Source organism: Vibrio sp. 10N.286.48.F5 (genome assembly GCF_041469785.1).
Lineage (GTDB): Bacteria > Pseudomonadota > Gammaproteobacteria > Enterobacterales > Vibrionaceae > Vibrio > Vibrio crassostreae_C.
In genome coordinates, this window is sequence record NZ_JBFRLG010000001.1 from 76,293 (window position 1) to 88,990 (window position 12,698).

9 protein-coding genes and 10 tRNA genes are annotated in these 12,698 nt (G+C 45.5%); all 19 read left to right on the forward strand.

All coding sequences use genetic code 11. The features are described 5' to 3' along the window. Nucleotides 1–3 precede the first annotated feature (3 nt). The 19 genes from recA to AB4185_RS00510 all read left to right on the forward strand — a co-directional run bounded on the left by recA (nt 4) and on the right by AB4185_RS00510 (nt 12,698). Complete coding sequence (gene recA / locus AB4185_RS00420) at nt 4–1,044, forward strand: recombinase RecA (protein WP_017056586.1); 1,041 nt, start codon at nt 4–6, stop codon at nt 1,042–1,044. Nucleotides 1,045–1,376: 332 nt separating this feature from the next. Then, nucleotides 1,377–3,959 (forward strand): alanine--tRNA ligase, encoded by a 2,583-nt coding sequence (alaS, locus tag AB4185_RS00425; RefSeq protein WP_017063223.1) that lies wholly within the window; start codon nt 1,377–1,379, stop codon nt 3,957–3,959. Nucleotides 3,960–4,179: 220 nt separating this feature from the next. Next, nucleotides 4,180–5,361, forward strand: a complete 1,182-nt coding sequence (locus AB4185_RS00430) for an aspartate kinase (protein ID WP_017063224.1) — start codon at nt 4,180–4,182, stop codon at nt 5,359–5,361. Nucleotides 5,362–5,453: 92 nt separating this feature from the next. Beyond that, the gene (gene csrA, locus AB4185_RS00435; RefSeq protein WP_004415691.1) at nt 5,454–5,651 is read left to right on the forward strand and encodes a carbon storage regulator CsrA; all 198 of its coding nucleotides are present in this window, start codon (nt 5,454–5,456) and stop codon (nt 5,649–5,651) included. Between the two features lie 474 nt (nt 5,652–6,125). Further along, nucleotides 6,126–6,218 (forward strand) — tRNA-Ser (locus tag AB4185_RS00440). A gap of 43 nt (nt 6,219–6,261) precedes the next feature. Further along, nucleotides 6,262–6,338 (forward strand) — tRNA-Arg (locus AB4185_RS00445). A gap of 44 nt (nt 6,339–6,382) precedes the next feature. Continuing rightward, nucleotides 6,383–6,475: transfer RNA gene (locus AB4185_RS00450), tRNA-Ser, on the forward strand. A gap of 89 nt (nt 6,476–6,564) precedes the next feature. Then, nucleotides 6,565–6,641, forward strand: a tRNA-Arg gene (locus AB4185_RS00455). Between the two features lie 67 nt (nt 6,642–6,708). Continuing rightward, nucleotides 6,709–6,785: transfer RNA gene (locus AB4185_RS00460), tRNA-Arg, on the forward strand. An 80-nt stretch (nt 6,786–6,865) separates the two neighbouring features. Beyond that, nucleotides 6,866–6,942, forward strand: a tRNA-Arg gene (locus AB4185_RS00465). A gap of 79 nt (nt 6,943–7,021) precedes the next feature. Further along, nucleotides 7,022–7,098: transfer RNA gene (locus AB4185_RS00470), tRNA-Arg, on the forward strand. A gap of 58 nt (nt 7,099–7,156) precedes the next feature. Next, nucleotides 7,157–7,233, forward strand: a tRNA-Arg gene (locus tag AB4185_RS00475). Nucleotides 7,234–7,290: 57 nt separating this feature from the next. After that, nucleotides 7,291–7,367, forward strand: a tRNA-Arg gene (locus tag AB4185_RS00480). Nucleotides 7,368–7,448: 81 nt separating this feature from the next. Then, nucleotides 7,449–7,525, forward strand: a tRNA-Arg gene (locus AB4185_RS00485). A gap of 375 nt (nt 7,526–7,900) precedes the next feature. After that, nucleotides 7,901–8,158, forward strand: a complete 258-nt coding sequence (locus AB4185_RS00490) for an oxaloacetate decarboxylase subunit gamma (RefSeq protein WP_004741884.1) — start codon at nt 7,901–7,903, stop codon at nt 8,156–8,158. A gap of 31 nt (nt 8,159–8,189) precedes the next feature. Further along, nucleotides 8,190–9,965, forward strand: a complete 1,776-nt coding sequence (gene oadA, locus AB4185_RS00495) for a sodium-extruding oxaloacetate decarboxylase subunit alpha (RefSeq protein ID WP_017059560.1) — start codon at nt 8,190–8,192, stop codon at nt 9,963–9,965. Nucleotides 9,966–9,974: 9 nt separating this feature from the next. After that, nucleotides 9,975–11,105, forward strand: a complete 1,131-nt coding sequence (locus AB4185_RS00500) for a sodium ion-translocating decarboxylase subunit beta (RefSeq protein WP_019825842.1) — start codon at nt 9,975–9,977, stop codon at nt 11,103–11,105. A 171-nt stretch (nt 11,106–11,276) separates the two neighbouring features. Then, nucleotides 11,277–12,230: an NADP-dependent oxidoreductase gene (locus AB4185_RS00505; protein ID WP_017065778.1), complete on the forward strand. Its 954-nt coding sequence runs from the start codon at nt 11,277–11,279 to the stop codon at nt 12,228–12,230. A gap of 6 nt (nt 12,231–12,236) precedes the next feature. After that, nucleotides 12,237–12,698 (forward strand): YqaA family protein, encoded by a 462-nt coding sequence (locus AB4185_RS00510; protein WP_017059555.1) that lies wholly within the window; start codon nt 12,237–12,239, stop codon nt 12,696–12,698.

Here is a 12,698-nt window from a genome sequence, read left to right on the forward strand (position 1 = left end):
GAAATGGACGAGAATAAACAAAAAGCGTTAGCCGCAGCCCTTGGTCAGATTGAAAAGCAATTTGGTAAAGGTTCTATCATGCGTCTTGGTGATAACCGCACAATGGACGTAGAAACTATTTCTACAGGTTCTCTATCTCTAGATATCGCACTAGGTGCTGGTGGCCTACCGATGGGACGTATCGTAGAAGTTTACGGTCCAGAATCATCAGGTAAAACAACGCTAACGCTTGAGCTTATTGCCGCAGCACAGAAAGTGGGAAAGACGTGTGCATTCGTTGATGCGGAGCACGCACTAGACCCTATCTACGCTCAAAAGCTTGGTGTTGATATCGATGCACTTCTTGTTTCTCAACCAGATACTGGTGAGCAAGCGCTGGAAATCTGTGATGCACTGGCTCGTTCAGGTGCAATCGACGTTCTTGTTATTGACTCAGTAGCAGCCCTAACACCAAAAGCAGAAATCGAAGGCGAAATGGGCGACAGCCACATGGGTCTTCAGGCTCGTATGCTTTCTCAAGCAATGCGTAAGCTGACGGGTAACCTTAAGCAGTCTAACTGTATGGCTATCTTCATTAACCAAATTCGTATGAAAATTGGTGTGATGTTCGGTAACCCAGAAACAACAACAGGTGGTAACGCACTTAAGTTCTACGCATCTGTTCGTCTTGATATTCGCCGTACTGGTGCGATTAAAGATGGTGATGAAGTTGTTGGTAACGAAACTCGTATCAAGGTCGTTAAGAACAAGATTGCTGCACCATTCAAACAAGCTGAGACTCAAATCCTTTACGGTAAAGGCTTCAACCGCGAAGGTGAGCTTATCGACTTAGGTGTTAAGAATAAGCTAGTAGAAAAAGCAGGCGCTTGGTACAGCTACAAAGGCGATAAGATCGGCCAAGGTAAAGCTAACGCTGGTAAATACCTACGTGAAAACCCAGAAGTTGCTCTAGAGATCGATACTAAACTTCGTGAGTTACTACTGACTCCTGCTGTTCTTGAAGAGAAAGACGTAGAGAAAGAAGAAGAAAACGAAGAGTTATAAGCTCACGTTTTATAGAGTGGATGTTTGAAAGAAGCATCCGCTTTGAAAGAATTTAAAGCCTCGCATATTTTATGCGGGGCTTTTTTATTGGATCTGCTCCGTCGAGCATGTCTTTGGTCAAATCTCTCTCGTTGACTGAGTTTCTTCGGTACTAGGTCGTCAATTTAGTTCTGCTTTTCCACGGCAAGATATAGTGGAATATTCTTCATTTTATCGAATTCCCACTAAAATCCTGCCCAAGGGTGTCTTTTCTACAAGAAAACTAGTCGAAGCCTTAACCATGATCTACAATACGGCAAAATTCTAACTCGACTATTTTCAGGAAGAGCTGCATGTACATGAGCACTGATGAGGTTCGCAACGCGTTCCTTAAGTTCTTTGAGAGCAAAGAACACCAAATCGTAGACAGTTCATCGTTAGTTCCACATAACGATCCAACCCTGCTATTCACTAACGCAGGTATGAACCAATTCAAAGATTGCTTCTTAGGCGCCGAAAAGCGTGCCTACACTCGAGCAACTACGGCTCAGCGTTGTGTACGTGCGGGTGGTAAACACAATGACCTTGAAAACGTAGGTTTCACGGCTCGTCACCACACGTTCTTCGAAATGCTAGGCAACTTCAGCTTTGGCGACTACTTCAAAGAAGAAGCGATTGGATTTGCTTGGGAATTCCTGACTGAAACTCTTCAACTGCCAAAAGATCGTCTACTGGTAACGGTATACGAGACAGATGATGAAGCATTCGATATATGGAACAAGAAAGTAGGTGTTCCTGCTGACCGTATCGTTCGCATTGGCGACAAAGAAGGCGGTAAACAGTTCGAGTCTGATAACTTCTGGACGATGGGTGACACAGGTCCTTGTGGTCCATGTACTGAAATCTTCTACGATCACGGTGAGCACATCTGGGGCGGCCGTCCTGGTACACCTGAAGAAGATGGTGACCGTTTCATCGAGATCTGGAACAACGTATTCATGCAGTTCAACCGTCACGCTGACGGCACAATGGAACCGCTACCTAAGCCTGCTGTAGATACAGGTATGGGTATTGAGCGTATTTCTGCAATCATGCAGGGCGTTCACTCTAACTACGAAATTGATGTATTCCAAAAGCTAATCAAAGCGACTGCGGAAGTTGTTGGTCATGACGATCTATCTAACCAATCGCTACGCGTTATTGCTGACCACATCCGTTCTTGTTCATTCCTAATTGCTGACGGTGTTATGCCTTCAAACGAAGGTCGTGGCTACGTTCTACGTCGTATCATCCGTCGTGCAGTTCGTCACGGTAACAAGCTTGGCGCACAAGGCGTGTTCTTCCACAAACTTGTGGGCGTACTGGCTGAAGTGATGGGCTCTGCGGCAGATGAACTTAAGAAACAGCAAGAGCTGGTTGAAAAAGTACTTCGCATTGAGGAAGAGAACTTTGGTCGTACGCTAGAGCGCGGCATGGTTATTCTTAATGACGCACTAGATGCACTTGAAGGCAAAGAGCTTGACGGCGAAACAGTTTTCAAACTTTACGATACATACGGCTTCCCAGCTGACCTTACTAACGATGTAGCTCGCGAACGCGATTTTACTATCGATGAAGAAGGCTTTGAGAAGGCGATGGAAGCACAGCGTAAGCGTGCACGTGAAGCAGGCCAATTCGGCACGGATTACAACGCGACAATCAAAGTAGACACCAACACTGAGTTCTGTGGTTACACAGCAACTGAAGGTGCTGGTGAAATCTCTGCGCTATTCGTTGACGGCGAAGAGGTTGCTTCACTATCGGCTGGCGACAAAGCAATCATCATCCTTGAAGAGACACCATTCTACGCTGAGTCAGGCGGTCAATGTGGTGATGCTGGTACACTAAAAACAGCGTCGGGTCTTTTCAAAGTACAAGACACTCAGAAGCTAGGTAACGCATTTGCGCACCACGGTGAGCTAGTTGAAGGTGTATTTGCTAAGGGCGATAAAGTAGAAGCAACGGTTGACGCTGAGCGTCGAGCTGCTATCTCACTAAACCACTCTGCCACTCACTTACTTCACTCTGCATTGCGCGAAGTGCTAGGTGAGCACGTTGCTCAGAAAGGTTCTTTAGTTAAGCCAGACAACCTACGTTTTGACTTCTCTAACCTTGAAGCGGTAACACCAGCACAGATTAAAGAAGTAGAGCGTCTAGTTAACGCACAAGTTCGTAAGAACCATGTGATTGAAACGAACATCATGGACATCGAGTCAGCGAAAGAAAAAGGTGCAATGGCACTGTTTGGCGAGAAGTACGATGATGAAGTTCGCGTTCTATCTATGGGCGACTTCTCTACTGAACTTTGTGGTGGTATCCACGCTTCAAACACAGGTGATATCGGCCTATTCAAGATCACTTCTGAAGGTGGTATTGCTGCGGGTATTCGTCGTATTGAAGCGGTAACAGGTGAAGCTGCACTAGATGCAGTAGAAGCTCAAGCTAACGCTTACGAAGAGAAACTGGCTGAGTCAGCTAAGAAAGCGAAATCGCTAGAGAAAGAAATCCAACTGCTTAAAGAAAAGATGGCTGCTGCAGAAAGCGCAAACATCATGGGCAAAGTAGAAGACATCTCTGGTACTAAAGTTTTGGTTGCTGCAATTGAAGGCGCAGACAACAAGAACCTACGTACTATGGTTGATAATGCTAAAAACCAAGTAGGTAGCGGCATCATCCTGATCGCGAACGTAGCAGACGGTAAAGTTGGCTTGATTGCTGGTGTAACCAAAGACCTAATCGGCAAAGTAAAAGCGGGTGATCTCGTCAAGATGGTTGCTGAGCAAGTTGGCGGTAAAGGCGGCGGTCGTCCAGATATGGCTCAAGCGGGCGGTACAGACGTTGCAGCACTGCCAGAAGCGCTTAAATCTGTGCGTACTTGGCTAGAAGAGCGTCTTTAAGCTTAAGTAATTGATACAAAGATGCCCAATCAGTTGATTGGGCATCTTTTATTTTGCCTATTGGAAGTGTGTTTAAACAAGGTTTGATTGAGATTAACCAAGAAGTCTAATGGTGGCGTTAGACTCCTTGGTTAATTTTTTATTGCTTCGCCCTGACGCGGAGTATGTGTTTTTTTGTCATATATAGACATTGGTCTTGGGAAGGTGAGGACGGGTGAAAATGCCTCTTATCGTGCAGAAATTTGGTGGAACGTCGGTGGGTTCAATTGAACGAATCCATCATGTAGCAGAAAAAATCATTGAAGCGAAAAATGAAGGGAACCAGATCGTGGTTGTCGTTTCTGCTATGTCTGGTGAAACAAATCGGTTAGTTAATTTAGCCACGCAAGTTGATAGCGTACCAAACGCTAGAGAACTGGATGTGTTGTTAACGGCTGGCGAGCAAGTTTCCATGGCCTTGTTAGCAATGACGTTACACAAGTTAGGTTATGAAGCGACATCGATGACTGGCTATCAAGCCAAGATACACACGGATTCTAATCATAATAATGCAGCGATTGAGCGTATTGATACTGCTCCGATTCAAGCTCTGCTAGATGACAACCAGATTGTTATTGTTGCAGGCTTTCAAGGATTCAATGCGAAAGGTGATATCACGACATTAGGCCGCGGTGGTTCAGATACTACAGCGGTCGCGCTTGCAGGTGCCTTGCAGGCGAAAGAATGCCAGATCTATACTGATGTAGATGGTGTTTACTCTTGTGACCCTAGAGTCGTAAAACAATCTCAGAAATTAGATACTTTAGACTTTCCTTCTATGGAAGAGATGGCTCGCCGAGGCGCTAAGGTATTGCACCTTCCTTGTGTTCAGTATGCATGGCAGCACAACGTGTCATTGCGAGTGCTTTCAAGCTTTGAACAAGGCGAGGGCACATTGATCGCGGGTAATCAGTGTTTGAATGATATTGCTGGCATCGCCATCCAAAGAGATATGGTGCGTATCGAGTGTTTGAATGAAGATTTACCGTCTTTCATTTCACATTGCCAACTGTTGGGGATCGAAGTCTGTAGTGTGATCGAGGAAACAGAACGGGCAGCACTCATTATTAAACAAGACATAAGTGCCAAATTAAAACTAGTTTTTGCTGAGAAAATCCGTAATAGTGAACAGGTTAGTTTGTTAACTGTGGTAGGAAGCCGAACACAAGAAATTGTGGTCAGTTCACATGGATTGTTGTCTGAAGGCGAAATTGATGTACAGCATCACTTATTGCAGCAGCAGTCTTTAACTTTGGTGATATCACCAACGCAAGTCGATATGGCTGCTAACATATTACACAATGCATACATCGTAGCGCGTGAAACACAGGGTTATCCTAAAAAAGAAGTGCATTTTGGTTAAATAAACTCAATCGATAGTTTACGAAAATATAACTTTTGTTGGATAATGCTCTCGTAGCTAGATAAATTTAGAGATTACTCAAGGAGCAAAGAATGCTAATTTTGACTCGCCGCGTTGGCGAAACACTGATGATTGGTGATGAAGTAACAGTTACTGTACTAGGCGTTAAAGGTAACCAAGTACGTATCGGTGTTAACGCACCTAAAGAAGTATCTGTTCACCGTGAAGAGATCTACATGCGCATTCAAGCTGAAAAAGGTAATGGTAACGTTGCATCTGGCAACTACTAATACTTTTGCGTAGAGAAGAGGCTAGCATTGTTGCTAGCCTTTTTTGATCTTGGGGAACCGAAACACTGATTGGGACATAGATGGGTTGGATAACGGATCGGTCTCAAAGTGGTGAAGTGAATGCTTTGTGATGCTGCGAGATACAGACAAGGTTGAACAGAACTGTTGCTCTGTATTTTGTTTGGCAAAACTCAAGATTTATTCGCTTCCCCTATGGCGAAAATACGCATCCCGTAGTATTGTGCCATCAGCGGTAGCACTTGCTGCTGGAGAAATTAGATAATTGTTTTCGGCTGTTTATTATTGCCAATCTTTCACCTTAATTTTTAAGGGAAAAAGCGCGATTTGAATCTTATAAGTTCAATTTGCAAGCGCTTTGATTAAATAGCAAACGGTTGAGTGTTTTTGTCCAATTTTTTTCAATAAAGTGTTTGACATATTTTCGGTAAAACGTAATATGTGCCTCCGCAAGACGGTGAGGTGGCCGAGAGGCCGAAGGCGCTCCCCTGCTAAGGGAGTATGTGGTTTGTAGCTGCATCGAGGGTTCGAATCCCTCCCTCACCGCCATTTCTTGCGAGTCTAAAATTAGCAATTTAGACAATGTAAATGTGCGTCCTTAGCTCAGCTGGATAGAGTACCTGGCTACGAACCAGGCGGTCGGAGGTTCGAATCCTCCAGGACGCGCCATTCTCTCTTCTCTTACTTGTAAGTGATTTGAGAATAATGAATTAGGTGAGGTGGCCGAGTGGCCGAAGGCGCTCCCCTGCTAAGGGAGTATGTGGTTTGTAGCTGCATCGAGGGTTCGAATCCCTCCCTCACCGCCATTCATTACAGGCCGATGGCCTTTTTTTTTCTTCGTAGCAAGAAGAATGTGATATATTTCACAACTTCATTCTTAATGAATGAACACCGTGCGTCCTTAGCTCAGCTGGATAGAGTACCTGGCTACGAACCAGGCGGTCGGAGGTTCGAATCCTCCAGGACGCGCCACTATTTAAGGGTTTATTTCTTTTAAGAATGAAAGTCCTTGTATTGACTAAGTTGATACTAAAACCGTGCGCTCTTAGCTCAGCTGGATAGAGTACCTGGCTACGAACCAGGCGGTCGGAGGTTCGAATCCTCCAGAGCGCGCCACTATTTAGGGTTTAGTTCTTATAAGAATGTGAATCCTGATATTGATAAATCGTTCGTCGAAAATTAATATCAAAAACCGTGCGTCCTTAGCTCAGCTGGATAGAGTACCTGGCTACGAACCAGGCGGTCGGAGGTTCGAATCCTCCAGGACGCGCCACTATTTAGGGCTTCTTTCTTATAAGAACAGAAATCCTTGTATTGAGTTGTTGTTTACAACGAATTGATACTAAAACCGTGCGCTCTTAGCTCAGCTGGATAGAGTACCTGGCTACGAACCAGGCGGTCGGAGGTTCGAATCCTCCAGAGCGCGCCACTATTTAGGGTTTCTTTTATGAACCCCTGATATTGGGAATACCGATATCGAAAACTGCGCGTCCTTAGCTCAGCTGGATAGAGTACCTGGCTACGAACCAGGCGGTCGGAGGTTCGAATCCTCCAGGACGCGCCACTCTTTAGGGTTTCCTTGTGAACTCCTGATATTGGAAATACTGATATCGAAAACCGTGCGTCCTTAGCTCAGCTGGATAGAGTACCTGGCTACGAACCAGGCGGTCGGAGGTTCGAATCCTCCAGGACGCGCCACTATTTAGGGCTTCTTTCTTATAAGAATGAAATCCTTATATTGATCTGTTGTTAGTAACAATGAATTGATATTAAAACCGTGCGCTCTTAGCTCAGCTGGATAGAGTACCTGGCTACGAACCAGGCGGTCGGAGGTTCGAATCCTCCAGAGCGCGCCACATTATTAGAAAAAGCCTCATTTATACGAGGCTTTTTTTATGTCTGCTGCAAATTTGTTGCGACAATGTTAAATTTGTTCGTTGTTTAACTTGTTGTATTTAAAGTAGTTCTTGATTGCTTCTTTGTTATTCCACCTTTCTCATATCAATTCCCAGAAAAGCCCCGTTTAAGTCACAGTTTAAATATCTAAAAATGACGTATTTGACAGATTTATGTGATCTGATAGGCGAATAATTAACCTTATGTGTGCGTTATCCGTAACAGAACCTTAAACAAAATTGACAAACTTTTACCAATCGAGATAATCCATGGGTCGGGATCACTATTCGCTGAAATCCTGTACGTATGTCAGGATGACGAAGAAAGGAAGCAACATGACTAATATTGGAAGCCTGCTAGGAGATGCGGCGACTCTAATGATAACGGGGATGTCCGTTGTCTTTATTTTCCTAACTATTCTAGTTTACCTCGTTCGGTTGATGTCAAAACTGGTACCAGAAGAAGTACCAGAGCCGATCGCAGCACCTAAAAAAATTCAAAAATCACAATCAAACCCTTCAGCTGTTAGTCCACAGGTAGTGGCAGCAATTTCGGCCGCGGTTCATCAATACCGTGCGTCTACTGCTAAGTAGCATTTAAAGGATTAAAAAGGAGTTTATGAGCATGTCTAAACCACTAGCTATCACAGATGTGGTACTTCGTGACGCGCACCAGTCACTATTTGCTACTCGTATGCGTATCGAAGATATGCTGCCAATTGCGGCAGAACTGGATAAAGTCGGTTACTGGTCTCTAGAGACTTGGGGCGGCGCGACATTTGATTCGTGTATCCGTTTTCTTGGAGAAGATCCATGGGAGCGTTTACGTGAACTTAAAAAAGCGATGCCAAACACACCAATGCAGATGCTACTGCGTGGTCAAAACCTGTTGGGTTACCGTCACTACGCGGATGATGTAGTAGAAAAATTTGTTGAACGTGCCCATAAAAACGGCATGGACGTATTCCGTATCTTTGATGCGATGAATGACGTACGTAACTTTGAAAAAGCAGTGAAAGCAACGATCGACGTTGGTGGCCACGCTCAAGGTACGTTGTCTTACACAACCAGTCCGGTTCACAACTCAGATACTTGGGTTGATTTGGCCAAACGCCTAGAGGACCTAGGTTGTCACTCACTATGTATCAAAGATATGTCAGGTTTATTAAAGCCGTATGAAGCAGAAGAGCTGATTACACGTATCAAAGCATCGTGTGACGTTCCTCTAGCACTGCATAGCCACGCGACAACTGGTCTATCGACTGCAACAGCGGTTAAAGCCGTTGAAGCGGGTATCGACATTCTAGATACCGCTATTTCTTCAATGAGCTGTACTTACGGTCATACGCCAACCGAAACGGTTGTTGCGATGTTAGAAGGTACAGAGCGCGACACGAATCTTAAACTAGACCAAATCGAACCCATCGCGGCTTACTTCCGTGATGTACGTAAAAAGTACGCGAAATGGGAAGGTCAGCTAAAAGGTGTCGATTCTCGCATCTTAATCGCTCAAGTTCCTGGCGGAATGTTAACTAACATGGAAGGCCAGCTTAAAGAGCAAGGCGCCGCCGATCGCATGGATGAAGTTCTAGAAGAGATCCCACGCGTACGTAAAGAGCTTGGTTACATTCCTTTAGTAACACCAACTTCTCAGATTGTCGGTACTCAAGCGGTTATTAACGTTTTAACCGGTGAGCGCTATAAGAGCATCACGAAAGAGACTGCTGGTCTACTGAAAGGTGAATACGGTCAAGCTCCGGCTGAGGTTGATGCTGAACTGCAAGCGAAAGTTCTAGACGGCGCAGAGCCGATTACTTGTCGTCCTGCTGATTTACTTAAGTCTGAAATGGATACGTTAACGACGGATCTGTTAGAGAAAGCGAAATCAGAGGGTATCTCTCTAGCTGAAGATACGGTTGATGACGTACTGACTTACGCGCTCTTCCCACAAGTGGGCCTTAAGTTCCTTAAGAACCGTCGTAACCCTGAAGCATTTGAACCAGCACCAACGCTAGAAGTTGCAGCTCCAGTTGCTGCAGCTCCTGTACAAGCTTCTGGTGGTATTGAAAGCTACAGCGTGAAGGTTGATGGTCAAGTTTACGATGTTGAAGTTGGCCCACAAGGTGAACTGACATCGGTGGCGCCATCTGCAAAACCTGCTCAGGCTGCACCAGTAGCAGCGTCTGACGCTGAAGCGGTTCCAGCTCCATTGGCGGGTAACATCTTTAAAGTAAACGTTCAGGCGGGTACTGAGGTTTCTGAAGGCGACGTTCTACTAATCCTAGAAGCGATGAAGATGGAAACGGAAGTTCGTGCTGCTCGTGGTGGTATCGTTCAAGAATTGAATGTTAAAGAAGGCGATGCAGTTACTGTAGGCGCTCCACTACTAAGCTTAGCGTAAGGGAGTACCATGGAAGGATTGATGACCTTATGGTCTGAAACAGGGATTGCGAACTTTGAGTTCGGCCAGATCTGTATGATGCTGGTTGGTTGCTTACTGTTGTTCTTGGCAATTCGTAAAGGATTTGAACCGTTACTTCTACTGCCTATTGGTTTTGGTGCTGTATTAGCAAACATTCCAAATGCTGGGTTTACTGATCCAGGTGGTTTGCTCTACTACGTCTACTACATTGGTATTGAGACAGGTATTTTCCCACTGCTGATCTTTATGGGTGTTGGTGCGATGACGGACTTCGGTGCGTTGATTGCGAACCCTAAAACGTTGTGGCTAGGGGCTGCGGCTCAGTTTGGTATCTTCGCGACGCTATTTGGCGCGATCTTGCTGAACTACGTTCCAGGAATGGAGTTCTCGATGGCCGATGCTTCGTCAATTGCGATCATTGGTGGTGCCGATGGCCCAACTGCGATCTTCTTGGCAAGCAAGTTATCTCCGGATCTTTTAGGTGCCATTGCAGTAGCGGCTTATAGCTACATGGCTTTGGTTCCTATCATTCAGCCACCAATCATGAAAGCGTTAACGTCTCCTGAAGAGCGCAAAATTAAGATGGCTCAACTTCGTCACGTTAGCAAAGCCGAGAAGATTCTTTTCCCGCTTGCTGTACTACTGATGACGATTTTGTTCCTACCTTCAGCAACACCTCTAGTTGGTATGTTCTGTTTGGGTAACTTAATGCGTGAAGCGGGTGTGGTTGATCGCCTTTCAAAAACAGCTCAAAACGAACTGATTAACGTTGTAACTATTTTCCTAGGTCTAGGGGTTGGTTCTAAGCTTCAAGCGGATACGTTCTTGAACTTAGAAACACTGGGTATTCTAGGTTTAGGTGCGGTCGCGTTCAGTATCGGTACGGCGGGTGGTGTATTGATGGCTAAGGTGTTGAACCGATTCTCGAAAGAGGACATCAACCCACTGATTGGCGCAGCTGGCGTATCGGCGGTTCCAATGGCGGCACGTGTTGTGAACAAGGTTGGTCTTGAGGCAAACCCTCAGAACTTCTTATTGATGCATGCAATGGGTCCGAACGTAGCCGGTGTACTTGGTAGTGCGGTTGCGGCGGGCATTCTATTAGCTCTCGTGGGCTAGTGGATTTGCTGGGTCATGTATCGTTACGTTAATTGGTCGTCAATTTACGAATGAGCGGTTAACTTAGCCTTATTAAATGGTTTATAGTCAAAGGGATGCTTTCGCATCCCTTTCTTTTTATTAATTAGGGTGCTTGCTCACTAGGGCTTTTATCAATCAAGGAAATGTGGAATGGAAAATAAACAGATTGCGATTACTCAATTCGGCGGCGTCGAAAACCTAAGTATTCAAACCAGTGCGATCCCTGAGCCTAAGGCTGGAGAAGTGGTGGTTAAAGTTTCCTTTTCAGGCATTAATCCGATTGATGTCAAAACCCGAGCGGGTCTTGGTTGGGCGGCAGCACAAAACAAAGATAACCTGCCTTGGGTGCCTGGCTACGATATTTCAGGGCAAATTGTCTCGCTAGGCGAACAGGCTGAACGCTTTACTGTTGGTGATAACGTGGCTGGCTTTATTGGTTTTCCACTGCAAGGTGGCGGTTACAGCCAATATGTGTGTGTTCCAGAAGCTGCATTAAGTATGGTTCCTGATTCTGTCACTCTAGAAGCGGCAGCTGCATTACCACTTGCGAGTCAAACAGCGGCACAAGCGCTCAACAAAGCCGAAGTGAAAGAAGGCGACCGCGTGCTTATTTTAGCGGGCGCGGGCGGCGTTGGTCACCTTGCGGTTCAAATTGCAGTGGCAGCAAAAGCTGAGGTTTACACAACCTGCAGCGAAGCCAATCTTGATTACCTTGCGACGCTAGGTGCTCACGCGATTAACTATAAGTTTGCGCCAGCATCAGAAAGAGTATCTGATGTCGATGTGTTGATTGATTTGGTCGGTGGCGATACCGCGCTTGATGCATTGAAGTGCCTAAAAGATGGCGCGCGAGTAGTGACAGTACCGACTCTATCTGCAGAACTTATCTGTGAGAAAGCAACACTATTAGGTTTTACTGCATCAGGCATGCTGGTTGAACCAAACCCTGAGCAAATGGACACCATGCTTTACATGGTCAGTGTCGGATTGCTCAAAACAGAAATTCAAGGTATCTACCAGTTAGACGAGGCGCAGTCGGCGCACCTGCAGGTTGAAACCGGACACACCAGAGGCAAGGTGCTACTTAAAATGCAAGAAAGTTGATAGGCAGTGTTAGAATTTTTTAACTCCCTTTTTGAAAATATCGCGCTGTGGTTCTCGGACTCGGCGCTGTGGGTACTCTTCATCAGTGGCTTCTTGAGTGCCACGTTACTACCCGGTGGTTCAGAAGCTAGCCTTGTGGCTGCATTGAGCTTAGATCAGTTTTCAACCTCATCGATCATTCTGGTGGCGACATTAGGCAATACCTTAGGCGGCCTGACTAACTATTGGATTGGTTTGTGGTTGCCTAATCGAACTCAATCTGAAAAGCATGGTCATAAGGCTATGGCTTGGCTGAGTCGCTATGGCTACTGGACACTGTTATTTAGTTGGTTACCGATCATTGGTGACCCTTTGTGTCTCGCTGCGGGTTGGCTAAGAATGAAATTCATCCCTAGCGTTATTTTGATAGCGATTGGCAAAGCCGCTCGCTATAGCTTACTTGCTGCTATCTACTTCGGTTTTTTCTAA